A 26127-nucleotide genomic window follows, 5' to 3' on the forward strand; every position below is an offset into this window, starting at 1 on the left:
TCGAAGGAGCGGTCGAAGGCCCCGGAAATCGGCCGGTAGGCTCGCTCCGTGCCCTCCATGAACGACCTCGTACGCCAGCACACCGCCCTGTCGGACACCGACCTGGAGTGGCTGCATCTGCTCGTCTCCGAGTGGCAACTGCTGGCCGACCTCTCCTTCGCCGACCTCGTCCTGTGGGTCCCCACCCTGGACGGGACGCGCTATGTCTCCGTCGCGCAGATGCGCCCCAACACCGGGCCCACCTCGCACCAGGACGACATGGTCGGCCACCTGGTCCCGCGTGGCCGCCGCCCGCTGCTCGACGCCGCGCTCGACGAGGGCCGCATCGTGCGCGAGGGCGACCCGGAGTGGCGCGAGGAGGTGCCCGTACGGGTCGAGTCGATCCCCGTCCGGCGCGAGGGCAGGGTGCTGGGCGTCATCGCGCGCAACACCAACCTGCTGACCGTCCGCACGCCCAGCCGCCTGGAGCTGACCTATCTCCAGAGCGCCTCGGACCTCGCACAGATGATCGCCGCGGGCTCCTTCCCGTTCTACGGGCACCAGGTCGACATGGACCACGTCCCGCGCGTCGGCGACGGCCTGATCCGGCTCGACGCCGAGGGCGTCGTGCAGTACGCCAGCCCCAACGCCCTCTCCGCCTACCACCGCCTCGGCCTCGCCACCGACCTCGTCGGGCTGCACCTGGGGGAGGCGACCGCAGAGCTCTCCCCCTCCAAGGGCCCGGTGGACGAGGCCATGGTCAAGCTCGCCAGCGGCTGGGCCCCGCGCGGCGCGGAGGTCGAGGCGAACGACTGCGTCGTCCAGTTGCGCGCGATCCCCCTCAAGCCCAAGGGCACGCGCATCGGTTCGCTGATCCTGCTGCGCGACATCACCGAGGTGCGGCGCCGTGAGCGCGAGCTGATCACCAAGGACGCCACCATCCGGGAGATCCACCACCGGGTGAAGAACAACCTCCAGACGGTCGCCGCGCTGCTCCGCCTCCAGGCCCGCCGGATGGACTCCGACCGGGGCAAGGACGCGCTGAACGAGGCGGTGCGCAGGGTCGGCTCGATCGCGATCGTGCACGAGACGCTCTCCCAGAACCTGGACGAGCGCGTGGAGTTCGACGAGATCGCCGACCGCGTCCTCGCGATGGTCGCGGAGATCTCCCCGGGCCGCGTCACGGGCCGGCGCACCGGCCGCTTCGGCATCCTCGGCGCCGAGATCGCCACCCCGCTCTCGATGGTGCTCACCGAGGTCCTGCAGAACGCGATGGAGCACGGCTTCGGCGCGGACGAGCAGGGCGCGGTCGAGGTGCACGCGGTACGGGGCGGGGGCTCGGGCCACGAGGAGGCCCGGCTGCTCGTCACGGTCCAGGACAACGGCCGCGGCCTGCCCGAGGGCTTCGACCCGCACAGCGCGGGCAACCTCGGCCTCCAGATCGTACGGACGCTGGTGGAGGGCGAGTTGGGCGGGAGCTTCGACATGCGGCCCGCGCCCGGGGGCGGCACGCGCGTGCTCTTCGACCTCCCGGTGGAGACGGAGAAGCGCGAGCGGGAAGGGCGCGAACAGCGCTGAGCCCCGGTCCCGTGGACGACATCTCGTCACGGGCCGGGGCTCCGCCAGGGTCACTGCGCGCTGCGGCTCGGGGGGCAGCTAGGTGACAGGGGGCTGGGCGTCAGCGTCGCTCAGGCGGTCGCGGCGTTGTTCCGCGCCCGGTTGCGGGCGGCGCGGCGCTTCATCGCGCGGCGCTCGTCCTCGCTGAGGCCACCCCAGACACCGGAGTCCTGACCGGACTCCAGGGCCCACTGCAGGCACTGCTCCATGACGGGGCAGCGGCGGCAGACGGCCTTGGCTTCCTCGATCTGCAGCAGCGCGGGACCGGTGTTGCCGATGGGGAAGAACAGCTCGGGGTCTTCCTCGCGGCAAACGGCGTGGTGACGCCAGTCCATGGCTGCTACCTCTCCTCGTGTGTGGGCTCGTTGCTTGTGAATGTGAACGCTTTCACGAATCCATCCGCAGGGGAAGGGGGAGCCCATGACTGTGACGGGTCCCACTGAACAACTTAGAGGAGGATTCGGACTCTCAAGGGGGCCTGATGAGCGGCCGTCCCGATCGCCATGAAGAGACTCGCAAACCTCGGCGACGGATACAACCCCTTCAGGAAAGTTTTTTTGGAATCCTTGGTGTCGACTAGCTCACAGCCGTCATTCCAGTGGGTGGATCCTGGTCTAAACGTTCGAGTAGAAGGACTTTAGGCCCTTCCGCTTACACAATCACACGCAGTGCACGGCGAACGCCTGTGAAGTTCACGCTTGTACGCAGCCCCAGGTGGTCACCGTCCATCTGAAACGGCAGTGGGACCTGCGATTGCAAGGTGAAGTCCGTCAGGTCGTGCAGGGTGACCGCGTGCTTGCCGCGCGGCCCCTTCTCGGGCGACGAGGCGAGCAGCTGGGTGCCGTAGCGACTGACGGCGGCGGGGGTCATCCGGGAGAGTCCCAGCACGTCGAGGGCGGTGTCGAAGGACGCCTCGGGCGCCGCGTACAGGGGCTTGTTGCCCAGGAACGACCAGGGCGCGGTGTTGCAGATTATGGAGAGGACCAGATCTTCGACCGGCTCCTCGCCGGGGCGACTCAGTGTGATCGTCCCCCTGCTGCGGTGCTGCTCGCCGAGGAACTGCCGGACCACCTGTCGTACGTACAGCGCGTGCGTCGAACGCTTGCCCCGCTCCCGCTGCTGCTCGACCCGGCCCACGACGCCCGCGTCGAAGCCGAAGCCCGCGGCGAAGGTGAACCAGCGGGAGGGGACGGTGGCGTCGTCCGTACCCGGCACGCCGTTCGCCAGGCCGAGGCCCACCGTGCGCTCGCTGCCGGTCGCCAGCGCGTCCAGCAGGGCGCCGGTGGCCTCCACGACGTCGTTGGGCAGCCCGAGGGCGCGTGCGAAGACGTTGGTCGAGCCGCCGGGGACGACCGCGAGCCGGGGGAGGGACTCCGGGGCCGGGCCCTCGTGCAGCAGCCCGTTCACCACCTCGTTGACCGTGCCGTCGCCGCCGAGGGCGATGACGATCTCGGTCTCGCCGCTCTCCGCGGCGCGGCGCGCGAGATCGCGGGCATGACCGCGGTACTCCGTGGTGGCGACCTCCAGCTTGAGGTCGCTGGCGAGCGCGTGCGTGAGCACGTCACGGGTCCGCGCACTGGTGGTGGTTGCCGCCGGGTTGACCACGAGGAGCGCACGCATGGGGTGAGGGTACCTACCGGGCCGTACGGTGGCACAGGCCCGGGGCTAGGCTTCCCCTGTGAGTACCGCGAGGGAGACGTCCAGACCGCGCCGGATCACCGCCGCGGCGCTGGTGACCGGGGTCGAGGGAGCAGTGGTGGCGGCCTTCGGGGTCGTCTCGCTGGTGAAGCTGGCCACGGACACGCCGGACGACATGACGCAGGCGGTCACGCTGGCCGTGACCGTGCTCGCGCTCGCGGCGCTGCCGCTGGCCGCCGCGCGCGGGCTGTGGCTGTGCCGCAGGTGGAGCCGCGGGCCCTCGATGATCGTGCAGCTCCTCGCCCTGCCCGTCGCCTGGCAGTTCGCGCAGAACGGGGCGTTCTACGTGCTGCTCGCGGTCGTCCTCGCCCTCGCCGCGCTGGGCGTCCTCGCCTGCCTGATCAACCCGACCGCGACCGAGGCGCTGGGGATCGGCCCCCGGGAGTGACCCCGGGGGCCGGTCACGGTCACGGGCCCGCTGTCACTCCTCGACGAGCAGGCGGTCGCGGAGCTGGGCCAGGGTTCTGGCCAGCAGCCGGGAGACGTGCATCTGGGAGATGCCGACCTCCTGGGCGATCTGCGACTGCGTCATGTTGCCGAAGAAGCGCAGCAGCAGGATCTTCTTCTCGCGCGGCGGCAGCTCCTCCAGCAGCGGCTTGAGGGACTCGCGGTACTCGACGCCCTCCAGCGCGTCGTCCTCCGCGCCGAGGGTGTCGGCGACGGCCGGGGACTCGTCGTCGGTGTCCGGGACGTCGAGCGAGAGCGTGCTGTACGCGTTCGCCGACTCCAGACCCTCCAGGACCTCCTCCTCGGAGATCGACAGCCGCTGTGCCAACTCGTGCACGGTCGGGGCCCGGCCGTGCTGCTGGGACAGCTCCGCCGTGGCCGACGTCAGCGACAGCCGCAGCTCCTGCAGACGGCGCGGGACGCGCACCGCCCAGCCCTTGTCGCGGAAGTGCCGCTTGATCTCCCCGACGACCGTCGGCGTCGCGTACGTCGAGAACTCCACCCCGCGCTCGGGGTCGAAGCGGTCGACGGACTTGATCAGGCCGATCGTCGCGACCTGGGTGAGGTCGTCCAGCGGCTCGCCGCGGTTGCGGAAGCGGCGGGCCAGGTGCTCCACGAGCGGCAGGTGCATCCGCACCAGGTGGTTGCGCAGCTCGGCGCGCTCGGTCGAGCCGTCGGGCAGCTTGCGCAGCTCGATGAAGAGCGCCCGCGCGCCGCTGCGGTCGTGGGGGTCGAACTGCCCGCCGCGGTTGCCGGGAGCGCCGCCGCCCTGCCCGTGGATCTCCTGCTGCTGGTCCATCGCGTCCGCCCGCTCTGCCTGCTCCGGTCGCTGACTGGTGGGGTCGGCCGGGTGCGGCCGGGCCTGCTGCTCAGGGATGCCCGGGGAGACCGCGCTCCGGCGGCCTGCCCACATCTCCCGCGCCTCGTGCTCGGTCACGACGCTCCGGGGCCCGCACCGCGCTTCTTGTGCAGGCTGATGCTGACCGTACGGTCGTCGGACACCGTCGAATCCACCTCTCCCGCCAGGGCCGAGAGCACCGTCCAGGCGAACGTGTCGCGCTCGGGCGCGCGGCCGTCGGTCGTCGGTGCCGAGACGGTCACGCGGAGCGAGTCGCCCACGAGCTTGAAGAGACAACTGAGCACGGAGCCGGGGACAGCCTGCTGGAGCAGGATCGCGCACGCCTCGTCCACGGCGATCCGCAGATCCTCGATCTCGTCGAGGGTGAAGTCCAAGCGGGCCGCGAGACCGGCGGTGGCCGTCCGCAGCACCGACAGATAGGCACCCGCCGCCGGCAGCCGGACCTCCACGAAGTCCTGCGCCGCGGGCTCGCCTGCGATCTGGGACACCCTCACCTCCAAGGTGACACGAGCCGGTTGGGCCTGTCGTGGGCCGAAGCGGCTGTTGGTTCGTTTCGCCAGCGACGCTATCGCGATCCGTGTCACGATGCCGCACGCATGGATCTATGCCGCCTCATCCCGTGAGTGTCACCCATAGTAAACATATGGGTACTGTACGTGGCTAGGGGTCGGAGGCCTCAAATCCTTGGCGATTACGCTCTGTTGGTGATTTCCGGGCTGACGGCCGGGTGTCCGCGGGGAATCCGGGGTCCGCCGGGCGGGTCGTGTCTGTTCGATACCCGCCTCCTGAACCGTTCATGGCCCCGTGCGGTGCGGAATCGCACAAGGGCCGAAAGCCGATCCTGAGGCGGGGGAGCGCGGCCAAGATCGTAACTCTCTGTCAATGGCGCGAGGGGGCCCGGAAGTTGATGACGGCAGAGAGTAGTCAATTTCGTCACTTTATGTAACACCTTCGGGGGGTCGGCTAGCCCGTGATGACGGCGGTCACCGTGCTGCCCCGCGCGAACGCGCCCTCGGAGACGAGGAACGTGAGGCCGTGCAGCAGCTTCGCCACGTAGACGCGGTCGAGCGGCGGCAGGCCGTGGCGGCGGGCGAAGTCCGCCGCGAACTCCTCCAGCTCCGGGTCCGTGCGCGCGTATCCCCCGCGGTGGAAGCGGTCGTCCAGCGACCAGTCGCCGCGCACCTCGCCGAACGCCTCGCGCTGCAGCCGCCGCACCTCCCCGGTCAGGAAGCCGCCCTTCAGCACGGGAATGCCGAGGCCCCGCTGACCTGGGGAAAGACCCGCCGCCATGCCCGCGAAGGTGCCGCCCGTGCCGCAGGCGACCGCCGCCACGTCCGTCAGCCCGCGCAGCTCGCGGCCCAGCTGGACGCAGTGCCGTACGGCCGCCGCGTCGCTGCCGCCCTCGGGGACGAGGAGGCAGGGGCCGAACCGCTCCCGCAGCTCCTCCCGCCACGCGGGGTCGGAGCGGCGGCGGTAGTCGGCGCGCGTGACGAAGTGCAGGCGCATGCCGTCGGCCGCGCACCGCGCGAGCGACGGATTCAGCTCCCGGTCCGCCAGCTCCTCGCCCCGTACGACCCCGATCGTGCGCAGTCCCAGCAGGCGTCCGGCCGCGGCCGTGGCGCGCAGATGGTTCGAGTACGCGCCGCCGAAGGTCAGCAGCGTGGTGCGGCCCGAGGCGGCGGCCTCGCGGAGGACAGGGGCGAGTTTGCGCCACTTGTTGCCGACCGAGGACAGGCCCACTGGTGTATGCCAGTTCTTGACTCGGCAGCCTACTCGACCTCCCGTGCCTGTCTAGCCCCCCTCTGACCAGCAGCAACAGGAGACGCAGAAGCCCCGGCCATGCGGGGGGTGACATGGCCGGGGCTGGCTGCGGACGATCTAGCCGAACGCTTCAGCGGGGAACTTGGGACCCTCTTCGTCGTCCTCCTGGTCCAACTCGTCCTCACGCATGCCTTCACGGCTCTTCACGATGCGTAGGACGTCGCGCAGGCACTCGGAAAGGCGCTGGGTCGTGAAACGTACTTCCCTCTCTGAGACGCCTTCTGTCGCGAGCAGCTCACATGTGCGTTCGAGCACCTCGGTTGCGTTGTCGAGTTGAGTGGCCTCAAGCGAGTCCGCCAACTCCGCCAGGGGGCCGCTGTTGCTGTCCGAGTCGAGATAGCAGGGCTTCCCTTCCGGTGTGCACCAGGGGAGCAGGCGGAAGCGGTGCCGTACCTTCGTTTCCTTTGTCGTCGCCATGTGTCGAGGCTCCGCCGCTGATCAATGGGGCAGAAGCGGCCGACTGTCGTCCCCTTTGTAGGCCCGCTGTAGGCCACAATGGACGCTATGACTATCGGGGAGCGCATTCGAGAGCGGCGAGAACAACTCGGTTGGTCTCAGGCGCGATTGGCAACCGAAGCGTGCCGCGTCGCAGGCGTCGGCCCCGATGCTCTAGGACGGCAAGAGATCTACAGATACGAGAAGGGCACCAGGACCCCGCGTGACTGGCTCGGGCCGATCGCGCAGGCCCTTGGGATGTCCGTACAGGTCCTCGGCGGCCAGCAGCCGGGGAACACGGGTGAACTCTCCGGCGTATGGCGAAGCCAGTACAGCTACATCAGCACGAGGCGGGGAGAGATCTCCCGGCATCACTACGTCGTCGTGCGTGAGATCGGGAACCGGCTGCACTGCGAGAGCCTGCCGGGGTCCAACGACTCTCCGATCTTCCTGGACCTCACGAGGGACGGACCCGCTCTCACGGGGACATGGACGGAGCGCACGGCGGCCGAGGGGTACTACAAGGGCGCCGTCTATCACGGGGCGGTGCAGTTGCTTGTAGACCCGACAGGGCGCCGGGCAGAGGGCAAGTGGGTGGGGTTCGACAAGTCGTCCACGGTCGATAGCGGCCCCTGGACTCTGACCTACGAGACGCCCGACACCAGCCGTCGAGCCCTGATGCGCTTCAATCGGCCGCCCCGGGCGGAAGCCGTCTAAGGCCGGACGCAGAGCCGACAGCCCCGGAGTTAGAGCGCCAGGCGGGTGCACACGGTTGCGCGCTAGCCGGGGCGCAGCGATGCGAGACGGGACGGCGGAGCGATCGGTGTAACTCTTCTTCACTTACTCAAGGGCGCGCCTGCGGCGCGCCGTCCGGGCGGCTCCTGCCGCTCCGGCCCGGCATGCGGCCTGACGGCCGGTCCGGTCCGGGCGGCACGCCGCCCGGACGCGTTTGCAGGGCCCATGATCGTGAAGGAGCCACCGCCCCCGCCGCCGCCTCTCGCGGCTCCCGGCAGCGGCGCCATGTGAACCCTTCCTGACGCTCTGGCCGGGGCGGTCGGCACTGCGAGGCTTTAGACAGCTCCCATGGGGCGAGCCTCGAAGACCAGGGGGCCGGATCGGGCTATTGCGGGCAGGCCAGGAGCCAGCCCGATTCGCGGCTAGCGTATGGCCCCCTGATCTCTCGCCCCATGGCAGCTACTGTCCAAAGCCTCGCAGCACCGCCCGCGCTTTTCGTCTGCGGGATCAGGAACTTGGGCTATGCCGCCTTGGTCCACTTCTCCGGCAGATATTCGAACGGCCAAGTTGTGTCTGCGGTGCGGCGCCCATCGACTTTGAGCGGTTGGCGCTTCTCTCCGTGCCAGTGGAAGCACGACCGGGTGAGCACTTCGTGAAGGGTGCGCGGCCCCGTGCTGGGCGGCGGCAGCAGCGTGACCGACTTCATGACGACGCCGAGGAGTTCACGCGCCTTTTCCTGGTCTGCGTCAAGCCACGCATTTCGTAGATCCTCGTAATCCCTCGTGGCGAGGAATTCTGTCACGGAAGTAATCTCCGCGATCTGCGATTTGAGATCGCTGATTTGTTTCGTGACGCTCGAATGCAATTCGTCGTAGCGCTGCTCGCCGTCTGCGTCCGAGAACTGCCCCTTCACGTAGCGGGCATTTTCCAGCGACTTACGGCGCGAAGTGGCGTCATCGAGCGACGCCGTCAACTCCGCCCGACGAGCCTGATTTTCCGGTTCCTCGTATGCCTGCCATCGCGCCGCAAGTTCCTGGAACACTTCCTTCTTGTGGGGAAGGCTCTTGACCTGCTTGATGAACGCGATCTCTATCACCCGGTCCATGTCCACTACTTGCACGGACATTCCTTGGCATGCGGATTTGCCGAGATTGACGCGCCGATAGCAGCGGTACTGCTTGCCTCCCTTGGTCATCGGCCCCAGGCATCTGCCGCACTTGAGGAAGCCGGAGAGGAGGGACTGAGCGGCAGGCTTCCCGCGCCGACCGCTGGCCAGTGAGTTGGACGTGCGGGAGCGGAGCTGAGCGAGGATGCGCACCCGTTCACCCACAGTGATCACGCTCTTGCCGACGCGCACGTATTCGCCGTCAGGGCCTCGCAGCGGTTCGTCTGTGCTCCTCCACCGCTCGCGCCCCTTGCTGTCCGTGTACCGCTCGTGAACGGGCATCAGGCCCGCCCACGCCGGGGAATGGGCAAGCTGTGTGATCGAGGAGGAGCGCCACAGGCCCCCGCGCCTTGTTCGCCAGCCGCGAGTATTCATCTCGTCGGCGATCTTCTCGGCGGACTTTCCCGCTAGCAGGAGGTCAGCGATCAACCGCGAAGGCTCGTATTCCTTCGGGTGATGCTCGGTTGACTTCCGTCCCCGACGGACCCGCAGACCGAAGGGAGGTTGCCCGCCAGGCCACGCGCCTTTGAGCTTCTTCTCCGCTTTCGTGGCGCGCGTGTGCATGGAGGTGTTGAAGGACTCCGAGCGTGCCTGTTCGGCAAGCCATGCGAAGAGCCCCCGATGCTGCGGAACACTGCTGTCCAACCCGTCCATGTGCGAGATGAGCCGGGCGCCCTTTTCCTCGAATTGGTCGAGGACTAGGCCGACCTGTCCCATGCCTCTACGGCTAAGGCGGCTCAGCTTCCAGACCAAGAGATGCCGAACTTCGCCAGCGATGACAGCGGCAATCGCCTTATCGAACTCGTCCCGGACCACGCCGGATTTGAAGGCGGACAGCTCTTCCTTCCAGACCTTTCGGACTGTCAGGCCATCACGCTTGGCTCGTTCGCGTAGATCTTTCTCATGTGCCTTGAGCGTTGATTTGTCGTCCTGAAGCGTGCTGCGACGTAGGTACAGATCGCAGAGCTTGGCGGGATCGGTCGCGCCGGTCACTCAAGTTCACCCCTGTCCGTCTCAACGGGCAGGCGCAGAGTTGCGTTCCCCCACGTCAGCCCGTGTTAACGCCAGTGGGCTTGTTCTCGACCGAGGACAGGCCCACTGGTGTATGCCAGTTCTTGACTCGGCAGCCTACTCGACCTCCCGTGCCTGTCTAGCCCCCCTCTGACCAGCAGCAACAGGAGACGCAGAAGCCCCGGCCATGCGGGGGGTGACATGGCCGGGGCTGGCTGCGGACGATCTAGCCGAACGCTTCAGCGGGGAACTTGGGACCCTCTTCGTCGTCCTCCTGGTCCAACTCGTCCTCACGCATGCCTTCACGGCTCTTCACGATGCGTAGGACGTCGCGCAGGCACTCGGAAAGGCGCTGGGTCGTGAAACGTACTTCCCTCTCTGAGACGCCTTCTGTCGCGAGCAGCTCACATGTGCGTTCGAGCACCTCGGTTGCGTTGTCGAGTTGAGTGGCCTCAAGCGAGTCCGCCAACTCCGCCAGGGGGCCGCTGTTGCTGTCCGAGTCGAGATAGCAGGGCTTCCCTTCCGGTGTGCACCAGGGGAGCAGGCGGAAGCGGTGCCGTACCTTCGTTTCCTTTGTCGTCGCCATGTGTCGAGGCTCCGCCGCTGATCAATGGGGCAGAAGCGGCCGACTGTCGTCCCCTTTGTAGGCCCGCTGTAGGCCACAATGGACGCTATGACTATCGGGGAGCGCATTCGAGAGCGGCGAGAACAACTCGGTTGGTCTCAGGCGCGATTGGCAACCGAAGCGTGCCGCGTCGCAGGCGTCGGCCCCGATGCTCTAGGACGGCAAGAGATCTACAGATACGAGAAGGGCACCAGGACCCCGCGTGACTGGCTCGGGCCGATCGCGCAGGCCCTTGGGATGTCCGTACAGGTCCTCGGCGGCCAGCAGCCGGGGAACACGGGTGAACTCTCCGGCGTATGGCGAAGCCAGTACAGCTACATCAGCACGAGGCGGGGAGAGATCTCCCGGCATCACTACGTCGTCGTGCGTGAGATCGGGAACCGGCTGCACTGCGAGAGCCTGCCGGGGTCCAACGACTCTCCGATCTTCCTGGACCTCACGAGGGACGGACCCGCTCTCACGGGGACATGGACGGAGCGCACGGCGGCCGAGGGGTACTACAAGGGCGCCGTCTATCACGGGGCGGTGCAGTTGCTTGTAGACCCGACAGGGCGCCGGGCAGAGGGCAAGTGGGTGGGGTTCGACAAGTCGTCCACGGTCGATAGCGGCCCCTGGACTCTGACCTACGAGACGCCCGACACCAGCCGTCGAGCCCTGATGCGCTTCAATCGGCCGCCCCGGGCGGAAGCCGTCTAAGGCCGGACGCAGAGCCGACAGCCCCGGAGTTAGAGCGCCAGGCGGGTGCACACGGTTGCGCGCTAGCCGGGGCGCAGCGATGCGAGACGGGACGGCGGAGCGATCGGTGTAACTCTTCTTCACTTACTCAAGGGCGCGCCTGCGGCGCGCCGTCCGGGCGGCTCCTGCCGCTCCGGCCCGGCATGCGGCCTGACGGCCGGTCCGGTCCGGGCGGCACGCCGCCCGGACGCGTTTGCAGGGCCCATGATCGTGAAGGAGCCACCGCCCCCGCCGCCGCCTCTCGCGGCTCCCGGCAGCGGCGCCATGTGAACCCTTCCTGACGCTCTGGCCGGGGCGGTCGGCACTGCGAGGCTTTAGACAGCTCCCATGGGGCGAGCCTCGAAGACCAGGGGGCCGGATCGGGCTATTGCGGGCAGGCCAGGAGCCAGCCCGATTCGCGGCTAGCGTATGGCCCCCTGATCTCTCGCCCCATGGCAGCTACTGTCCAAAGCCTCGCAGCACCGCCCGCGCTTTTCGTCTGCGGGATCAGGAACTTGGGCTATGCCGCCTTGGTCCACTTCTCCGGCAGATATTCGAACGGCCAAGTTGTGTCTGCGGTGCGGCGCCCATCGACTTTGAGCGGTTGGCGCTTCTCTCCGTGCCAGTGGAAGCACGACCGGGTGAGCACTTCGTGAAGGGTGCGCGGCCCCGTGCTGGGCGGCGGCAGCAGCGTGACCGACTTCATGACGACGCCGAGGAGTTCACGCGCCTTTTCCTGGTCTGCGTCAAGCCACGCATTTCGTAGATCCTCGTAATCCCTCGTGGCGAGGAATTCTGTCACGGAAGTAATCTCCGCGATCTGCGATTTGAGATCGCTGATTTGTTTCGTGACGCTCGAATGCAATTCGTCGTAGCGCTGCTCGCCGTCTGCGTCCGAGAACTGCCCCTTCACGTAGCGGGCATTTTCCAGCGACTTACGGCGCGAAGTGGCGTCATCGAGCGACGCCGTCAACTCCGCCCGACGAGCCTGATTTTCCGGTTCCTCGTATGCCTGCCATCGCGCCGCAAGTTCCTGGAACACTTCCTTCTTGTGGGGAAGGCTCTTGACCTGCTTGATGAACGCGATCTCTATCACCCGGTCCATGTCCACTACTTGCACGGACATTCCTTGGCATGCGGATTTGCCGAGATTGACGCGCCGATAGCAGCGGTACTGCTTGCCTCCCTTGGTCATCGGCCCCAGGCATCTGCCGCACTTGAGGAAGCCGGAGAGGAGGGACTGAGCGGCAGGCTTCCCGCGCCGACCGCTGGCCAGTGAGTTGGACGTGCGGGAGCGGAGCTGAGCGAGGATGCGCACCCGTTCACCCACAGTGATCACGCTCTTGCCGACGCGCACGTATTCGCCGTCAGGGCCTCGCAGCGGTTCGTCTGTGCTCCTCCACCGCTCGCGCCCCTTGCTGTCCGTGTACCGCTCGTGAACGGGCATCAGGCCCGCCCACGCCGGGGAATGGGCAAGCTGTGTGATCGAGGAGGAGCGCCACAGGCCCCCGCGCCTTGTTCGCCAGCCGCGAGTATTCATCTCGTCGGCGATCTTCTCGGCGGACTTTCCCGCTAGCAGGAGGTCAGCGATCAACCGCGAAGGCTCGTATTCCTTCGGGTGATGCTCGGTTGACTTCCGTCCCCGACGGACCCGCAGACCGAAGGGAGGTTGCCCGCCAGGCCACGCGCCTTTGAGCTTCTTCTCCGCTTTCGTGGCGCGCGTGTGCATGGAGGTGTTGAAGGACTCCGAGCGTGCCTGTTCGGCAAGCCATGCGAAGAGCCCCCGATGCTGCGGAACACTGCTGTCCAACCCGTCCATGTGCGAGATGAGCCGGGCGCCCTTTTCCTCGAATTGGTCGAGGACTAGGCCGACCTGTCCCATGCCTCTACGGCTAAGGCGGCTCAGCTTCCAGACCAAGAGATGCCGAACTTCGCCAGCGATGACAGCGGCAATCGCCTTATCGAACTCGTCCCGGACCACGCCGGATTTGAAGGCGGACAGCTCTTCCTTCCAGACCTTTCGGACTGTCAGGCCATCACGCTTGGCTCGTTCGCGTAGATCTTTCTCATGTGCCTTGAGCGTTGATTTGTCGTCCTGAAGCGTGCTGCGACGTAGGTACAGATCGCAGAGCTTGGCGGGATCGGTCGCGCCGGTCACTCAAGTTCACCCCTGTCCGTCTCAACGGGCAGGCGCAGAGTTGCGTTCCCCCACGTCAGCCCGTGTTAACGCCAGTGGGCTTGTTCTCGACCAGATCGGGGTGGATCAGGTCGTCCCGCTTCAGCAGCAGCCGCACGCCCCGGCGCGCGAAGCGCGCGTCCGCCGCCTCTTCGAGCGGGGACGGGAGGCGCGCGGCGAGCGCGTCGTACGTCGGGAGCATCCCGCCATTGTGCGCGGCGCCGCACGGGCCGCGCCCGGCCGGGGCCACCTGCCCGGCCGGGCGCTCCCCCGTCCGCCATCCCGTCCTCGCCCGACCGGTCGCTTCAGCCGGTCACTTGAGCCGGTCCGCGATGCGCTCGCGCATCGCGTCCATGGAGAAGCCGCGCGGGTCCGACTTCTGGTTCGTCCACTCCAGGTGGCCGATGACCGAGCGCGCGCCCCAGCCGTGGTGACGGCACAGGGCCGCCGCGGCGCGCTCGATCGCGTCGAGCTGCTCCTCGGGCCAGGGGTCCTTGCCGTCGCCGAGGTTCTCGCACTCGAAGCCGTAGAAGGCCCGGTTGCCGTCCGTGTTCTGCTCGTTCGGCGTGGGCAGCCCGCGCTCGGCGATGACGGCGCGCAGCACGTCGTCGTCCCCGAGCCCGGCGTGGTTGGCGCGGCCGTGGCCCGTCAGGTGCACCGTGCCGTCCTTGGTGACGCAGCCGTGCGAGAGGGGCCCGGGCAGGTCGGACCGGCCGTCGTAGATCAGGTCGACGGTCTCCTGGGAGCCGCTGGTCACGGTGTGGTGGATCATCACGCCGTGCACCGGGCCCCAGGGGCCCTTGTGGTTGCGGTTGTGGTTCCGCCAGTCGCGGACCTCTTCGACGCGCACGCCCTCCTTCTTGAGAGCAGCGACGAAGGCGGTCGCGGTGATGGGAGTGGCCATCCTCGTCCCCCGTATCGTGTGGTGTCCGTTGTCGCGCTGTCGCGCTGTCGCGTGCGGAGTTCCTCCGCGGCGCAGGGTGCTTACTTACCCTGCTTGGGGGCGGTTTTAGTCGAATCGCCCGCCGCCCGCCAGGGGGTTCGTGTGTGCGAGCAGTGACTGCACGCACCTCTCCCGGGCGTACGGGCGCAGCAGCACCGGCATGCGCCCGCGGGCCTCGCGGACGCGCCCGGAGCGCACCAGCGCGCAGTCCTCCAGAAAGCCCTTCCACGAGCCGCACGCCTCCTCCAGGCGCCCGACGGCGAGCAGCAGTTCGGCCAGTTCGGCCTGGCACAGCGCGCGGGAGCGGCGCTCGGCCGCGGGACGGGAACGCAGCGAGGAGCGAAGGTCGCCGATGGCGCCGCTGCGGTCGCCGAGAGCCGCGCGTACCTGGCTCGACTGGTAGAGCAGCGCCGCGTCCTGGTACGAGCCGACCGGCTCGCCGCCCGGGCTGCGCGGCCCCGTCGTCAGGTCCGCGGGGGCGCGGGCGAGCTGGTGCTCGGCCCGGCGCAGCGCGTCCATCGCCTGCCCCCTGTCGCCCCCGGCGGCGCGGGCCACCGCGAGCCCCGCGTAGAGGAACGCGCGCGCCGAGGGGTCGGCGCCCGCGGGCGCCGCGCCGCACGCCGCCTCCGCCAGCGCGAGGCTCTCGCGCGGATGTCCGAGCTGGTGCGCCTGGGAGCTGAGCGCCCGTCGCGCGAGCGCGACGCCCTCCGGGTCGTCGGCCTCCGCCGCGAGTTCGGCCGCGGTGAGGAACGCGCGCTGGGCCAGGCCGTGCCGCCCCTCGTCCGCGTAGACCCGCGCGAGCAGGTAGCTCAGCCGCGCGGCGCCCGCCAGCATGCCGCGGTGGTGGGCGCTGTCGCCGCCGGTGCGCAACGTCCTCACGAGGCTCGCGAGATACGCGGCGAGCGAGGTGCGGATGTGGCCGCCGCCGTGCCGGTCCGCCTGGATGGCGAAGAAGCGCGCGTGCTCGTGGACCGAGGCGACCTCGCCCGCGCCCGGCGGACGGACCCCCGGGACGCCGGTCGCCGCGGGCTGGCCCCGCCCGCGTCCGGCCCGGCTGGGGAGGGGGGACCGGGCCGGACGGGGCTGCTGCGCGGGCTCGCTGAGGAGCCGCAGCCGGTAGGGCGCCGGGGGAGGGGAGTCGGCGCGGGGCGCGGGGACGACGGGCGCCGTGAGCGCCGTGAGGCGGTCGGCGGGGTGGACGGGCGCGCGGCGCCCGGACGGTTCGCCGCCCTCCGCCCCCTCGTCGTCCGAGGGGGCGCCGCGCGGCGTCCTGTGGGGGCGCTCGCCGCGCCGGTCGCGCTGCCCCGCGGTCGTACGCGCGGGACGCATGCCCAGCTCGGCGACCGTGACCGGGCGGCCGAGCCGCCGCGAGAGGGCCTCGGCGATGAGGCGCTGCACGCGGGGATCGGGGCGGCTGCCGCGTAACCAGTGCGCGACTGAGGTCCTGTCGTACCGGAGATGTATGCCGACCTCGGCGCCGACACGAGTAATGGCGTGCGCGAACGCTGCCTGCGTCCACTCGGTCTCCTCCAGGAGGGCACGCAGCGTGTGGTTGGCGGGACGGTTGCGGGACCGGGTGCGGTGGTGCGCCTGTGCGCCTGTGAGGTCAGCGGGACACATGGCGGTCACCGAGCCGGAGTTGGATGGGGTCGTTCACGGGTTGTCCTCTCTCTGCGTGTCTCTTCGAGTGCCGTACGTGGCGATCCGTACGCGCCACCCCCTAGGCAAGCGCATACGGAACCTCGACGGGAGCATGTGCCGAGCGCACGCCTACGTGGTGCATTCACACCCCGTGTGAAACCAGGTCCGTTACTCTGCGAAACAACACGACGGACGACCGGAGGGCGGCATGGAGCCCAACAGTCAACTGGACGCGCTGCTTGACCAGGCGGGAATGTCCCGCTCCGGTCTCGCGGCACGAATCAATCGATTAGGAAACGAAGCAGGAATCACCCTGCGTTACGATCACACGGCCGTCGCGCGCTGGCTCAAGGGACAGCGTCCGCGCGGCCGGGTGCCCGAGTTGATCTGCGAGATCCTCGGCGGGCGGCTGACCCGCACCCTCACCCTCGACGACATCGGCATGGCCGCTCCGGCCGTGCGTCCTGGCGCGGCCGCGACGGGTCCGCGCCAGGACGACGGCGGGCTCGGCCGCTTCGTGGAGCGTGCCGCCTCCCTCTGGCGTTCGGACCAGGTGCACGACGACTGGCCCGGCCCCTCGCTCCTCACGGGCGCCGCCGCCGTCGCGCCCGTGTGGGAGTGGGAGAACCCGCCGCGGGACCTCGACGTCTCGCGCGCCGGGGAGAGACGCGTGGAGCAGGCCGACGTCGCGGTGCTGCACGCGGCGCGCGGCCACTACGAGCACCTGTACCGGAACGCGGGAGGCGTCGCGACGCGCCCCCGCGTCGTCGGCTTCCTCACCGGGGAGGTCGCGCCGCTGCTGCGCGGTGGGTACGACGACGGCACCGGGCGCGAACTCTTCCGCGCCGCCGGCGCGCTGGCCGCCGTCAGCGGCATCTGCGCGTACGACACGGACGCGCAGGGGCTCGCCCAGCGCTACTTCCACCAGGCCCTGCGCCTCGGCAAGGCGTCGGGCGACCTGGTCTTCGGGGGCTACGTGGTCGCGCTCCTCGTCAACCAGGCGCTCTTCCTGGGCGACAGCAGGCACGCGATCGCCTGCGCCGAGGCGGTCCTGCGCACCGCGGGCCCGCACGCGAGCCCCGCGCTCGCCACGGATCTGTACGCGATGCAGGCGAAGGCGTACGCCAGGATCGGTGACCGGCGCGGCGCGTACGTCTGCATGCGGCGTGCCGAGTCGTACTCCGGCCGTATCCGCCCCGAGGAGGAGCCCGAGGAGACCAACTACGTCCAGCCGGGCCTGGTCGAGGTCCGGTTGGCCGAGGCGCTGCTGCTCCTGGGAGAGGTGGAGGAGGCCGGACGGTACGCGCGCGAGGCGGCCCGTGCGCCGGCGCACGTCCGGGGCCGGGTCAACCGGCTGGCGACCCTCACCGACGTCGAGCTGCACAGCGGAGAGGCCGAGCGCGCGGCGGCGACGGCCGCCGAAATGGTCGGTACGGCGCAGGGGATCGAGTCGCAGCGGCTGCGGGGCCGGATGCGCAGGGTCAAGCACCGCCTGGCCCAGCATCCCGGGACTCCGGCGGCCGAGGCGGCGAGGCTCATCGAGGACGCCCTGAGCGTTCCCCTCTGAGCCGGAGCAGCGCCGGGGCTCGTTCGGGTCCCCGGAGTGCCTCTGTCAGTGGGAGCGCACAACATGCTGGGATGTGCCCAACCTCCGTCAGGAAGGGGGCACATACGTGCAATGGAAGAACCTGGGTGAACACACTGTGTACGAAAACCAGTGGCTTCGGGTGAATCTGGCGGATGTAGAGCTACCGAACGGGAGACATCTCGATCACTATCTGATCCGGCTCCGGCCCGTGGCGATGGCCACGGCCGTCAACGAGCGCAACGAGGTGCTGCTGCTGTGGCGGCACCGCTTCATCACCGACAGCTGGGGGTGGGAGATCGCGGCCGGTGTGGTCGAGGACGGCGAGGAGCTCGCCGCCGCGGCGGCCCGCGAGATGGAGGAGGAGACCGGGTACCGTCCCGGGCCCCTGGAGCATCTGATGACCGTCGAGCCCGCGAACGGGCTGACGGACGCCCGGCACCACATCTACTGGGCGCAGGACGCGACGTACCTCGGGCATCCCCAGGACGACTTCGAGTCCGACAAGCGCGAGTGGGTGCCGCTGAAGGAGACGCCGGACCTTGTCGCTCGCGGCGAAGTCCCTGCCGCCAATACGGCGGCGGCGCTGCTGATGCTCCATCGCTTGCGCTTCGGCTGACCGGGCAAGGGCCCGGCCCCTCTTTCAGGGGCCGGGCCCTCTCCCTGGGTGCCCCGGCGCCGGGCTCGGTGAAATGCGCGGCGCACGGGGTGCCCCTTGGCGTGCTGTGCCGGGTGCGGCCGTCGCTGTGGCCGGGCGCGCAGTTCCCCGCGCCCCTGGCGGGGCCCCTGACGGGGCGCCCCTGGCGGGGTGTCCCTTCAGGGGCTTGTGGGTCAGCTGCGGAGGAAGCCGTCGCCGTGCTGGGCGATGTGCTGCTCCAGGGCCGCGAGTGCCTGCTGGACGTCCTGGGGGGAGCCGCTGCCGCGCTGCTCCGCGTAGTACGCCGCGCCGAGCTTCTTCAGGAGGTCGTTCCCCGCGCGCTGGGCCTGGACGTCCTCCACCTTCTCCTTGCCTTGGGACAGCGCCTGCTGTGCCTGCTCCTTGGCGCGGTCGAGAAACCCTGCCATGGTCCTGCCTCCCGGTGCTGACGGTGCGGAACGGGGCGTGTGCCCCTGTCCGCCGTCAACGTATGCCGTGATCAGTCCGTTCCCGGGGCACTCAGCACCTGGCGTGCCGTGCGCACGAGGTCGGGGATGAGCGGGTGGCCGGGGGCCGCGCGCCACAGCAGATGGACGGCGGCGTCGGCGGCGTCCGCCAGCGGGCGGTAGACGACGCCCGGGTGGACGTGCATGTCGGCCGTCGAGGCGACCGAGGCACCCACCGCGCCGCCCGCCGCGATCGCGAACAGCCAGTCGTCGGTGTTCGCGACCCGTACGGTCGAGGCCGGGTCGGGCCGGATCTCCTCGGGCCACAGGGAGAGCGAGGTGAGCCCCGAGACCGTGTTGATCACGATCGGGTGGCGGGCCAGCTCGGCGAGGGTCACCGGGCCCTCGCGGACGGCCAGTTCGCTGTCCGCCGGGAGCGCGGCGATGCGCGGCTCGTCCAGCAGCCACCGGCAGCGCAGCTCGCCGGTCGCGACCTCGGGCGGCAGCTCGCCGCGGAGCAGCGCCACGTCCACCTCGCCGCGCAGCAGCCCCGCCGTACGGTCGTCCACCCGGCGCAGCTCCAGCGGCGTGTCCGGGTGCTCCTCGCGCCAGCGGCGCAGCAGGGGAGTGGTGGAGCGGCCGAGCGCGGACCAGGGGTGGCCCAGGCGCAGCGGCCAGACGCGCGGCCCGGCCGGGTCGAGCGCCTCGTCGACGGCGGCGACCGCGGCCCTGGCCCGGTCGCGGAAGACGCGGCCCTCGGGCGTCAGCTCCAGATGGTGCGTGGAACGGTCGGCGAGGCGCACGCCCAGATGCTGTTCGAGCTGGCGCAGGGTGCGTGAGAGCGCGGGCTGACTGATCCGGAGCCGGGCCGCGGCACGCGTGACGCTGCCCTCCTCGGCGATGGCCAGGAAAGCCCTCAGGTGGCGCAGCTCCGCGGTCATGCGTCCGGAGCATACCCACAGGGAAAACGGCATTTCACGTGGCGGCGCCGCGCGCCTAGCGTGGCGGGTATGAGCGCTGCCGAGCCCGTTGCCGACCCCGTCGCCGGGACTGCCCCGGCCGAGCCCGGAACCCCCGCCGCCCCCTCCGGTACGGGCGCCGTGCGCCGGGCCCGTACCGGCGCCGTCGGGATGGTCATCGGGAGCGCGATGTCGCTCCAGTTCGGCTCGGCGCTGGCGGCGCTGATCTTCCCGCGCGCGGGCGCGCTGGGCGTGGTGGCGCTGCGGCTGATCTTCTCGGCGGTGCTGATGCTCGCCGTGTGCCGCCCCCGGATCCGCGGCTACGCCCGTAAGGACTGGGCGGCCGTCGCCGGGCTCGGGATCGCGCTCGGCACCATGAACAGCCTCTTCTACCAGGCCATCGACCGGATCCCGCTCGGCGCGACCGTCACCCTCGAACTGCTCGGCCCGCTCATCTTCTCCGTCGTCACCTCGCGCCGCCTCCTCAGCCTGCTGTGGGCCGTGCTGGCGCTGGGCGGCGTCTACCTCCTCGGCGCCAGCGACTTCGAGAACCTCAACGTCGCGGGCTGCGCCTTCGCGCTCGCGGCAGGGGCGACCTGGACCGCGTACATAGTCTTCAACGCCCGTACCGGCGCCCGCTTCCCCAAGGCCGACGGGCTGGCCCTCGCGATGGGCGTCGCCGCCGTCGTCAGCGCGCCGCTGGGCGTGGTGAGCGCGGGCTCGGCGCTGCTGGACCCGGTCGTGCTGGGGCTGGGGGCCGCCGTGGCGGTGCTCTCCTCCGGGCTGCCGTACACCCTGGAGCTCTTCGCGCTGCGCCGGCTGCCCGCCGCGACGTTCGCGGTGCTGATGAGCCTGATGCCGGTCGCGGCGACCGCGGCGGGCTTCGTCGTCCTCGGCCAGAACCTGGGCCCGCTCCAGCTCGCCGCCATCGCCCTCGTCGTCGCGGCCAGCATGGGCGCGGTCCGCACCGGCGCGGGGGCCCGCCCTAAGATCGAGAGGTGAACGAGACAGCCGGCGGGGTCCAGTGGGTCGAGGACGGCGCGGAGCGCGAGGCGCGGTGGCGATCCGAGAGCGGGGCGAAGGCGCCGCGCCGGGTGGCCGTGGCCGACGACCGTACGACCGCCGACGCCGCGTACAAGCAGGCGTGCGAGGGCACCGCGCTGCTGTGGCGCGGCGACTTCCACGGGGCCCGGCAGCTGCTCGCCGCGATGGCCCGGCGCGTGGACCGCAAGCCGCCGAAGCCGGGGGCGACGCCGCTGGAGAGCTTCCACCTCTACAGGCAGGCCCGCTCCCGGCGCTCCCGGGTGCTCGGCATGCTGCTGGTGCCGCTGGACGCCGGGCCCGAGGGGTACGCCGTGCCGCTGCGCCGCGCGCCCGGCGTCGACGGGGCGTGCGCCGAGGCGTACGGCCCGGCGGCGGAAGCGCCCGGCGCCTCCCTCGTCTCGCTCCGCGAACTCCAGGGCGTCATCGGCGCCCACGAGTGGCACCGCAAGGGTGTGCCGGTCCCGGCGCTCGACGGCGACCGGATCCACCCCTCCTACGGCGTCTTCTCGCCGGTACGCGGCGAGTACGTCGACCTCGTCGCCCGTACGCCGCTGCCGTCCCCCGGCGGCCCCGCCTTCGACATCGGTACGGGCACGGGCGTGCTCAGCGCCGTGCTGGCCCGGCGCGGGGTCGGGCGGATCGTCGCCACCGACCAGGACCCGCGGGCGCTGGCTTGCGCGGCGGAGAACGTGCGGCGGCTGGAGGTCGCCGACGCGGTCGAGGTCGTACGGGCCGACCTCTTCCCGCCCCTGGGGGAGGGGCCCGCCGCGCTCGTCGTCTGCAACCCGCCCTGGCTGCCCGCCAAGCCCGCCTCGCCCCTCGAACACGCCGTCTACGACCCCGGCAGCCGGATGCTCCGCGGCTTCCTCGCCGGGCTCGCCCCCCGCCTCGCCCCCGGCGGCGAGGGCTGGCTGATCCTCTCCGACCTGGCCGAACACCTCGGGCTGCGCGGCCGCGAGGAGCTGCTCGGCTGGATCGCGGACGCGGGGCTGCGGGTCGCTGGTCGCGAGGACGTCCGGCCCCGGCACGGGCGTGCCTCGGACGCCGACGACCCGCTGCACGCGGCCCGCTCCCGCGAGGTCACCTCCCTCTGGCGGCTCACCGCGCGCTAGCCGTGCCCCCCGTCTCAGGGCTGGGCAGGGGCTGCCCCTGCCTGTCCCTCGCAGACCGCGGGTGGTGGGTGGTTGCGCGCGCAGTTCCCCGCGCCCCTGAGGCCTCAGGGGCGCGGGGAACTGCGCGACAAGCCACGACGACGGCCGCAGCCTGCAAGGCAGGTCACGGGGCAGCCCCTGCCCAGCCCTGATCCGCCGGACACGGCCCGGGCTCGGTCACATGTGCGTGGACGGCGGGGGCGTCATGAGGCGTCGGGGCCCTGTGCCCGTACGCGTTCCACGTGGGCCAGCGAGTCGCGCAGTTCGGTCAGCCAGTCGTCCGTGTGCCGCTCGACGAGGCGGACGCACCAGGCCAGGGCCTCGCTGCGGCTGCGGGCCACGCCGCCCGCGATGAGCGTGTCCAGCACCTGGCGCTGCGGCTGGCGCAGCCGCGTCATGACGGGGGCCGCGACATGGGTGAACAGCGCGTGGGCGCCGCCGCATTCGGCTCCCCAGGACACCTTGCGCCCGTAGCGCCGCTCGGTCTCGGCGGCGACCCGCATCCGCTCCCCGCGCGTGCGCTCCCGGAATTCGGCGATGCGGCCCTCCTGGGCCGCGGTGCGCTCCGCCTCGGGGGCGTCCGCTTCGAGTGCGGGCTCGGGGATGGCGCCGACGACCGTGATCTCCTCGCGGTCCACGGTCACCTCCGGCGTTCCCTCGTACAGATCCTCCGGTAACCGCCCGGCCAGCCAGCCGCGCAGCTCCTTCTCTTCCTCGCTGCGTGTAGTCATGTAAGTCAAATTACTCAATTACGCGGCCTCCGCAAGGGAGTTCGGGAGGCGGTCTTGAGCGGCCCCCCGTCCTCACCCCCGGCGAGCTGAGGGGCTGTCCTCGGTGGCGAAGTCGGGCAGTTCGGTGGAGAGGAGCTGTTCCGCGGCGCCGTCCAGGAGCCGGGCCGTCTCCGCCGAGCGGGGCAGCATCGTCTTCTCGTAGGCGCGGACGGCGTCCTCGACGGTGGCGTGGTCCCGGACGGCGAGGGCGAGTTCGCAGGCGTCCACCATGGCGAGGTTGACGCCGACGCCGAGCGGGGGCATGAGGTGGGCGGCGTCGCCGAGCAGGGTGACGGCGGGGTCGTGCTCCCAGGTGTGCGGGACGGGCAGGGCGAAGATCGGGCGGTTCACGTAGGGGCCGTCGTTGTCGGCGATCATCCGGCGCAGGCGGGGCGACCAGTCGCGGTAGCGCTCCAGGAGGAGGGCGCGGACGCCGTCGGTGTCCCCGGGGGCCAGGCCCGCCGCGGTGATCCAGTCGGCCGGGACGCGCTGGATGAGGTAGACGCGGATGTGGTCGCCGCCGTTGCGCTGGGCGAAGAGGCCCCGCTCGCCGTCGGCCGCAGCGGCGCTGCCCTGCCCGACGAGCCCGGCGATCTCGGGGTGCCGGGTCCCGACGTCGTGGAACCAGGCCTCCAGGAAGCTGACGCCGCTGTACGCGGGGACGGCGGGGGAGAGGGCGGAACGGACCCGGGACCAGGCGCCGTCGGCCCCGACGACGAGGTCGGCCTCGGCGGTGCTGCCGTCGGCGAAGCGGAGCTTCCGCGGTCCTCCGGCGGATTCCCCGGCGGGGCCGTCGAGGGACCGCAGGGCGCGGCCCCAGTGCACGGTCCCCGGCCGCAGGGAGTCGAGCAGGAGGCCGCGCAGCACTCCCCGGTCGATCTCCGGGCTGAACCGCTCGTCCTCCTCGGGAAGGTGGTGGAAGAGCGTCGCGCCGGACGGGTCCAGCTGGCGCATCTCCTGCCCCTCGGGGCGGGAGAGCCGGAAGAACTCCTCCAGGAGGCCCGCCTCGCGCAGGGCGATCTGGCCGTTGTCGGCGTGCAGGTCGAGGGTGCCGCCCTGGTCGCGCGCGTCCGGGCCGGGGTCGCGCTCGTGGACGGTGACGGCTATGCCGTGCCGCTGCAGGATGCGGGCGCAGGTCAGCCCGCCGGGGCCCGCGCCGATGACGGCGACGCGGGGCGCGTCGGGGCTCTTGACGGTGTTCATGGAGCCCACAAAAACACAACGACTAAAAAAGTGCAACGACACAACTTTTTGCTCAGTTCAACCATGGGGGCTAGGATGTGATCATGACCAGTCCCGCGCCCATGGGGCGCCGCGAGCGGAAGAAGGCGGCCACCCGCCAGGCCATCGCCGATGCCGCGCTGCGCCTCTTCCTGGAGCGGGGGTACGACGAGGTGGGCATCCGCGAGATCGCCGACGCCGCCGACGTCTCGACCACCACGCTGTTCAAGCACTTCCGGGTCAAGGAGGCCCTGGTCTTCGACGAGGAGGCCGACCAGGGGGAGCGTCTGCTCGCCGCCGTCCGCGAGCGGGAGGAGGGGCAGTCCATTCCCGCCGCGCTGCGGGAGCACGCCCTGACCCTGCGGATGGCGGGAGGGGGCGGTGCGGAGGGCGACGCCGACTTCGCCGCGTTCGCCGGGCTCGTGGCCGGTACACCCGCGCTGCGCGACTACGCCCAGAACATGTGGCTGCGTCATACGGCCGAGCTGGCCCGGGTCATCGCCGAGGAGAGCGGCCTCGCCGCGGACGACTCCGCCTGCACGGCCCTGGCCCACTTCGCCCTGGGGGCCCCGCGCGTGGCCGTCGGTCAGGAGAATCCCCGCGAGGCCGTCACCCGGGCCTTCGACCTGCTGGAGCACGGCTGGAGCGCGCTCGCCCGCGGCGAGGCGTGACCCCCGATCCCCCCCCCCCGATCCGCCAATCCGCGCCGCCGGAAAGGAAAACGCACCCGGCCCGTCAGGAACGCCGTGCTCGGCGCCCCGCGGACCGGGTGCGGTCGGAAGACCGGGCATCAGCCCTTCTTGGTCTCCCAGAAGATCTTGTCGACCTGGGCGATGTAGTCCAGCGCCTTCTGCCCGGTGGCCGGGTCGGTCGAGCCCTTGGCGGCGCTGAGCGCCTTCAGGGTGTCGTTCACCAACTGGTGCAGCTCCGGGTACTTCTCGAAGTGCGGGGGCTTGAAGTAGTCGCTCCACAGCACGGAGATGTGGTGCTTGGCCATCTCGGCCCGCTCTTCCTTGATGACGGTGGCGCGCGTCCGGAAGTGCGGGTCCTCGTTGGCCTGGTACTTCTCCTGAATGGCCTTGACGGACTCGGCCTCGATACGGGCCTGGGCCGGGTCGTACACACCACAGGGCAGGTCGCAGTGGGCGCTGACCTGCACCTTGGGGGCGAACAGGCGGGAGAGCATAAAGCCGTCCTTCCTCGTGATCGTCTTCTCACGTGCGAGATTACTCCGTGTGGGAAGCCTTTTCGCGTGTGCCCCCACGGGCTTAGGACAAAAGTCCAGTGTCAGGCTGGACCTGCTGGAGCAACGGACCGAGGCACGGTCCTGGAGGACCGGAGGCGGAAGAGATGCCGGAGCGGACGCGTGAGCACAGCCGGAACCGGACCGGGCAGGGCATCGGCGGGCTGCTGAAGCGGATCGGACTGGCGGAGGTCTACAACCCGTCGATGGAGCCGACGCTCCGTCCGGGGGACCAACTCGTGGTCGCGTACGGCGCGGGGGTGCGCCCCGGGGACATCGTGCTGCTCAGACACCCCTTCCAGCACGACCTGCTCATCGTCAAGCGCGCGGTCGAGCGCCGCGAGGGCGGCTGGTGGGTGCGGGGCGACAATCCGCGGGTGCGGAACGACAGCCGGGAGTTCGGCACCGTTCCCGACGAACTGATGGTCGCGCGGGCGTGGCTGAGGCTGCGCTCCCCGCGCGGGGTTCACGCGTCGGTGTCCTCCGTGGCGCGCTGGACGGCGGGCGCGGTACGGCCGCTCGTCGGCCCCGTCCGCCCGCGGCCCGCCGGGGCCGCGCCGTCCTCGCTCTCCAGCTCGCTCTTCCGGCGCTTGCGCGCGCGGTAGGCCGCGACGTTGGCACGGGTGGCGCAGCGGTCGGAGCAGTAGCGGCGGGAACGATTCGTCGACGTGTCGAGATAGGCGTTCCGGCACGGGTCGGCCTGGCAGACGCCGAGCCGGTCCACGCCGAGGTCGGTGAGGTGGAAGGCGAGGCCCATGCAGGCCGTCGCCGCGTATCCCGCCGTGGCGTTGGCCGGGTGCTCGGCCAGATGCATGTGCCAGCGCGGGCGCCCCTCGCCGTCCAGATACTCGTGCCCGGAGATCTGCGGGCTGGTCGGGAACTCCATCAGCAGCGAATTGAGCAGATCGACCGCGCGCACCTCGTCGCCCTCCGCCGCCGCCGTGAAGACGGCGCGCAGCCGCGTCCGTACGGCGCGCAGGCGCGTCACGTCCGCCTCCGTCGCGCGCCGCGCCGTCATGGAGTCGGGGCCGCACATCTCGCGGACCGCCTCGACCGAGGTGAGCGAGTCCTCGCCGCGCTCGGGACGCTCGGTGTTCACGAGGCGTACGGCCAGCTCCGAGTAATAGTTGAGTTCCACTTGTGATCCTTACGGCGGCGGTCTAGGGTCGCAGTCGTCGGTACCTTGGTAACAGATGAATCGCTTC

Annotated in this window: 26 protein-coding genes and 4 pseudogenes; 13 read left to right on the forward strand and 17 right to left on the reverse strand. The window is 70.6% G+C overall.

Features of this window, described 5'->3' with window-relative positions; genetic code table 11:
• Positions 1-57 precede the first annotated feature (57 nt).
• Positions 58-1557: a histidine kinase N-terminal domain-containing protein gene (locus ACGF3A_RS04710; RefSeq protein WP_393727145.1), complete on the forward strand. Its 1500-nt coding sequence runs from the start codon at positions 58-60 to the stop codon at positions 1555-1557.
• 110 nt (positions 1558-1667) lie between these two features.
• Here ACGF3A_RS04710 and ACGF3A_RS04715 read toward each other — a convergent pair whose 3' ends face one another.
• Together ACGF3A_RS04715 and ACGF3A_RS04720 are read right to left on the reverse strand one after the other, a co-directional pair.
• A complete protein-coding gene (locus tag ACGF3A_RS04715) occupies positions 1668-1931 on the reverse strand; it encodes a WhiB family transcriptional regulator (protein WP_016469673.1) in 264 nt (87 codons plus the stop codon).
• A gap of 316 nt (positions 1932-2247) precedes the next feature.
• A complete protein-coding gene (locus ACGF3A_RS04720) occupies positions 2248-3216 on the reverse strand; it encodes a diacylglycerol/lipid kinase family protein (protein WP_393725746.1) in 969 nt (322 codons plus the stop codon).
• Between the two features lie 58 nt (positions 3217-3274).
• Between ACGF3A_RS04720 and ACGF3A_RS04725 the strand changes: the two genes are divergently transcribed.
• The gene (locus tag ACGF3A_RS04725) at positions 3275-3682 is read left to right on the forward strand and encodes a hypothetical protein (RefSeq protein ID WP_393725748.1); all 408 of its coding nucleotides are present in this window, start codon (positions 3275-3277) and stop codon (positions 3680-3682) included.
• Between the two features lie 33 nt (positions 3683-3715).
• On the opposite strand, the gene ACGF3A_RS04730 is transcribed toward ACGF3A_RS04725, so the two are convergent.
• The 4 genes from ACGF3A_RS04730 to ACGF3A_RS04745 form a co-directional block, all read right to left on the reverse strand.
• Positions 3716-4654 carry an RNA polymerase sigma factor SigF gene (locus tag ACGF3A_RS04730; protein ID WP_393727147.1) on the reverse strand — a complete coding sequence of 313 codons (939 nt, stop codon included), beginning with the start codon at positions 4652-4654 and terminating at the stop codon, positions 3716-3718.
• Between the two features lie 20 nt (positions 4655-4674).
• On the reverse strand, positions 4675-5088 hold the full coding sequence (locus ACGF3A_RS04735) for an anti-sigma regulatory factor (RefSeq protein ID WP_393725750.1): 414 nt from the start codon (positions 5086-5088) through the stop codon (positions 4675-4677).
• Positions 5089-5563: 475 nt separating this feature from the next.
• Positions 5564-6340, reverse strand: coding sequence for a 1-aminocyclopropane-1-carboxylate deaminase/D-cysteine desulfhydrase (locus ACGF3A_RS04740; RefSeq protein ID WP_393725752.1), 777 nt, complete (start codon positions 6338-6340; stop codon positions 5564-5566).
• A 138-nt stretch (positions 6341-6478) separates the two neighbouring features.
• Complete coding sequence (locus ACGF3A_RS04745) at positions 6479-6838, reverse strand: hypothetical protein (protein ID WP_393725754.1); 360 nt, start codon at positions 6836-6838, stop codon at positions 6479-6481.
• An 87-nt stretch (positions 6839-6925) separates the two neighbouring features.
• Here ACGF3A_RS04745 and ACGF3A_RS04750 point away from each other — a divergent pair.
• Together ACGF3A_RS04750 and ACGF3A_RS04755 are read left to right on the forward strand one after the other, a co-directional pair.
• Positions 6926-7111, forward strand: a pseudogene (locus tag ACGF3A_RS04750) (helix-turn-helix transcriptional regulator); the annotation flags it as partial.
• A 3-nt stretch (positions 7112-7114) separates the two neighbouring features.
• Positions 7115-7573, forward strand: coding sequence for a DNA-binding protein (locus ACGF3A_RS04755; protein ID WP_393727149.1), 459 nt, complete (start codon positions 7115-7117; stop codon positions 7571-7573).
• 538 nt (positions 7574-8111) lie between these two features.
• On the opposite strand, the gene ACGF3A_RS04760 is transcribed toward ACGF3A_RS04755, so the two are convergent.
• Both ACGF3A_RS04760 and ACGF3A_RS04765 read right to left on the reverse strand, forming a co-directional pair.
• Positions 8112-9749 (reverse strand): recombinase family protein, encoded by a 1638-nt coding sequence (locus tag ACGF3A_RS04760; protein ID WP_393725756.1) that lies wholly within the window; start codon positions 9747-9749, stop codon positions 8112-8114.
• Between the two features lie 244 nt (positions 9750-9993).
• Positions 9994-10353, reverse strand: coding sequence for a hypothetical protein (locus ACGF3A_RS04765; RefSeq protein WP_393725754.1), 360 nt, complete (start codon positions 10351-10353; stop codon positions 9994-9996).
• 87 nt (positions 10354-10440) lie between these two features.
• Here ACGF3A_RS04765 and ACGF3A_RS04770 point away from each other — a divergent pair.
• Together ACGF3A_RS04770 and ACGF3A_RS04775 are read left to right on the forward strand one after the other, a co-directional pair.
• Positions 10441-10626: pseudogene (locus ACGF3A_RS04770) on the forward strand (helix-turn-helix transcriptional regulator); the annotation flags it as partial.
• Between the two features lie 3 nt (positions 10627-10629).
• Positions 10630-11088 carry a DNA-binding protein gene (locus ACGF3A_RS04775; protein ID WP_393727149.1) on the forward strand — a complete coding sequence of 153 codons (459 nt, stop codon included), beginning with the start codon at positions 10630-10632 and terminating at the stop codon, positions 11086-11088.
• A gap of 538 nt (positions 11089-11626) precedes the next feature.
• Here the strand turns inward: ACGF3A_RS04775 and ACGF3A_RS04780 are convergent.
• The 3 genes and pseudogenes from ACGF3A_RS04780 to ACGF3A_RS04790 form a co-directional block, all read right to left on the reverse strand.
• Positions 11627-13264: a recombinase family protein gene (locus ACGF3A_RS04780; RefSeq protein WP_393725756.1), complete on the reverse strand. Its 1638-nt coding sequence runs from the start codon at positions 13262-13264 to the stop codon at positions 11627-11629.
• 79 nt (positions 13265-13343) lie between these two features.
• A pseudogene (locus ACGF3A_RS04785) lies at positions 13344-13484 on the reverse strand (1-aminocyclopropane-1-carboxylate deaminase); the annotation flags it as partial.
• Between the two features lie 111 nt (positions 13485-13595).
• Positions 13596-14186, reverse strand: coding sequence for an N-acetylmuramoyl-L-alanine amidase (locus tag ACGF3A_RS04790; RefSeq protein ID WP_393725758.1), 591 nt, complete (start codon positions 14184-14186; stop codon positions 13596-13598).
• Between the two features lie 139 nt (positions 14187-14325).
• Between ACGF3A_RS04790 and ACGF3A_RS04795 the strand changes: the two genes are divergently transcribed.
• The 3 genes from ACGF3A_RS04795 (at position 14326) to ACGF3A_RS04805 (ending at position 18070) form a co-directional block, all read left to right on the forward strand.
• A complete protein-coding gene (locus ACGF3A_RS04795; RefSeq protein WP_393727151.1) occupies positions 14326-14628 on the forward strand; it encodes a hypothetical protein in 303 nt (100 codons plus the stop codon).
• A gap of 1446 nt (positions 14629-16074) precedes the next feature.
• A complete protein-coding gene (locus ACGF3A_RS04800; RefSeq protein ID WP_393725760.1) occupies positions 16075-17433 on the forward strand; it encodes a transcriptional regulator in 1359 nt (452 codons plus the stop codon).
• A 106-nt stretch (positions 17434-17539) separates the two neighbouring features.
• Complete coding sequence (locus tag ACGF3A_RS04805) at positions 17540-18070, forward strand: NUDIX domain-containing protein (RefSeq protein WP_393725762.1); 531 nt, start codon at positions 17540-17542, stop codon at positions 18068-18070.
• A gap of 212 nt (positions 18071-18282) precedes the next feature.
• Here the strand turns inward: ACGF3A_RS04805 and ACGF3A_RS04810 are convergent, their stop codons facing one another.
• Both ACGF3A_RS04810 and ACGF3A_RS04815 read right to left on the reverse strand, forming a co-directional pair.
• Positions 18283-18516 carry a hypothetical protein gene (locus ACGF3A_RS04810; RefSeq protein WP_393725764.1) on the reverse strand — a complete coding sequence of 78 codons (234 nt, stop codon included), beginning with the start codon at positions 18514-18516 and terminating at the stop codon, positions 18283-18285.
• A 71-nt stretch (positions 18517-18587) separates the two neighbouring features.
• Entirely contained in the window at positions 18588-19475 is an 888-nt protein-coding gene (locus ACGF3A_RS04815; protein ID WP_393725766.1) for a LysR family transcriptional regulator, read from the reverse strand.
• Positions 19476-19544: 69 nt separating this feature from the next.
• Between ACGF3A_RS04815 and ACGF3A_RS04820 the strand changes: the two genes are divergently transcribed.
• The gene (locus ACGF3A_RS04820; protein WP_393725768.1) at positions 19545-20495 is read left to right on the forward strand and encodes a DMT family transporter; all 951 of its coding nucleotides are present in this window, start codon (positions 19545-19547) and stop codon (positions 20493-20495) included.
• Positions 20492-21649, forward strand: a complete 1158-nt coding sequence (locus ACGF3A_RS04825; protein WP_393725770.1) for a methyltransferase — start codon at positions 20492-20494, stop codon at positions 21647-21649. The genes ACGF3A_RS04820 and ACGF3A_RS04825 overlap by 4 nt, the downstream gene beginning before the upstream one ends.
• Before the next feature lie 242 nt (positions 21650-21891).
• On the opposite strand, the gene ACGF3A_RS04830 is transcribed toward ACGF3A_RS04825, so the two are convergent.
• Complete coding sequence (locus ACGF3A_RS04830) at positions 21892-22419, reverse strand: hypothetical protein (protein WP_393725772.1); 528 nt, start codon at positions 22417-22419, stop codon at positions 21892-21894.
• Between the two features lie 72 nt (positions 22420-22491).
• A complete protein-coding gene (locus tag ACGF3A_RS04835; RefSeq protein WP_393725774.1) occupies positions 22492-23661 on the reverse strand; it encodes an FAD-dependent oxidoreductase in 1170 nt (389 codons plus the stop codon).
• A gap of 83 nt (positions 23662-23744) precedes the next feature.
• Between ACGF3A_RS04835 and ACGF3A_RS04840 the strand changes: the two genes are divergently transcribed.
• A complete protein-coding gene (locus tag ACGF3A_RS04840) occupies positions 23745-24350 on the forward strand; it encodes a TetR/AcrR family transcriptional regulator (RefSeq protein WP_393725776.1) in 606 nt (201 codons plus the stop codon).
• Between the two features lie 119 nt (positions 24351-24469).
• Here the strand turns inward: ACGF3A_RS04840 and sodN are convergent, their stop codons facing one another.
• A complete protein-coding gene (gene sodN, locus ACGF3A_RS04845; protein ID WP_393725778.1) occupies positions 24470-24865 on the reverse strand; it encodes a superoxide dismutase, Ni in 396 nt (131 codons plus the stop codon).
• A gap of 263 nt (positions 24866-25128) precedes the next feature.
• Here sodN and ACGF3A_RS04850 point away from each other — a divergent pair.
• Positions 25129-25296, forward strand: a pseudogene (locus ACGF3A_RS04850) (nickel-type superoxide dismutase maturation protease); the annotation flags it as partial.
• A 92-nt stretch (positions 25297-25388) separates the two neighbouring features.
• Here ACGF3A_RS04850 and ACGF3A_RS04855 read toward each other — a convergent pair.
• Positions 25389-26060, reverse strand: coding sequence for a CGNR zinc finger domain-containing protein (locus ACGF3A_RS04855; RefSeq protein WP_393725780.1), 672 nt, complete (start codon positions 26058-26060; stop codon positions 25389-25391).
• Positions 26061-26127 lie beyond the last annotated feature (67 nt).

Source organism: Streptomyces sp. NPDC048172, from assembly GCF_043202595.1.
Lineage (GTDB): Bacteria > Actinomycetota > Actinomycetes > Streptomycetales > Streptomycetaceae > Streptomyces.

Excerpts from the sequence above, each read along its gene's own strand:
- sodN (WP_393725778.1), bottom strand. The coding sequence starts at position 24,865 with ATGCTCTCCCGCCTGTTCGCCCCCAAGGTGCAGGTCAGCGCCCACTGC.
- ACGF3A_RS04840 (WP_393725776.1), top strand. The coding sequence starts at position 23,745 with ATGACCAGTCCCGCGCCCATGGGGCGCCGCGAGCGGAAGAAGGCGGCC.
- ACGF3A_RS04835 (WP_393725774.1), bottom strand. The coding sequence starts at position 23,661 with ATGAACACCGTCAAGAGCCCCGACGCGCCCCGCGTCGCCGTCATCGGC.
- ACGF3A_RS04730 (WP_393727147.1), bottom strand. The coding sequence starts at position 4,654 with ATGTGGGCAGGCCGCCGGAGCGCGGTCTCCCCGGGCATCCCTGAGCAG.
- ACGF3A_RS04810 (WP_393725764.1), bottom strand. The coding sequence starts at position 18,516 with ATGGCAGGGTTTCTCGACCGCGCCAAGGAGCAGGCACAGCAGGCGCTG.
- ACGF3A_RS04765 (WP_393725754.1), bottom strand. The coding sequence starts at position 10,353 with ATGGCGACGACAAAGGAAACGAAGGTACGGCACCGCTTCCGCCTGCTC.
- ACGF3A_RS04775 (WP_393727149.1), top strand. The coding sequence starts at position 10,630 with ATGTCCGTACAGGTCCTCGGCGGCCAGCAGCCGGGGAACACGGGTGAA.
- ACGF3A_RS04755 (WP_393727149.1), top strand. The coding sequence starts at position 7,115 with ATGTCCGTACAGGTCCTCGGCGGCCAGCAGCCGGGGAACACGGGTGAA.
- ACGF3A_RS04745 (WP_393725754.1), bottom strand. The coding sequence starts at position 6,838 with ATGGCGACGACAAAGGAAACGAAGGTACGGCACCGCTTCCGCCTGCTC.
- ACGF3A_RS04790 (WP_393725758.1), bottom strand. The coding sequence starts at position 14,186 with ATGGCCACTCCCATCACCGCGACCGCCTTCGTCGCTGCTCTCAAGAAG.
- ACGF3A_RS04720 (WP_393725746.1), bottom strand. The coding sequence starts at position 3,216 with ATGCGTGCGCTCCTCGTGGTCAACCCGGCGGCAACCACCACCAGTGCG.
- ACGF3A_RS04800 (WP_393725760.1), top strand. The coding sequence starts at position 16,075 with ATGGAGCCCAACAGTCAACTGGACGCGCTGCTTGACCAGGCGGGAATG.
- ACGF3A_RS04820 (WP_393725768.1), top strand. The coding sequence starts at position 19,545 with ATGAGCGCTGCCGAGCCCGTTGCCGACCCCGTCGCCGGGACTGCCCCG.
- ACGF3A_RS04815 (WP_393725766.1), bottom strand. The coding sequence starts at position 19,475 with ATGACCGCGGAGCTGCGCCACCTGAGGGCTTTCCTGGCCATCGCCGAG.
- ACGF3A_RS04830 (WP_393725772.1), bottom strand. The coding sequence starts at position 22,419 with ATGACTACACGCAGCGAGGAAGAGAAGGAGCTGCGCGGCTGGCTGGCC.
- ACGF3A_RS04715 (WP_016469673.1), bottom strand. The coding sequence starts at position 1,931 with ATGGACTGGCGTCACCACGCCGTTTGCCGCGAGGAAGACCCCGAGCTG.
- ACGF3A_RS04710 (WP_393727145.1), top strand. The coding sequence starts at position 58 with ATGAACGACCTCGTACGCCAGCACACCGCCCTGTCGGACACCGACCTG.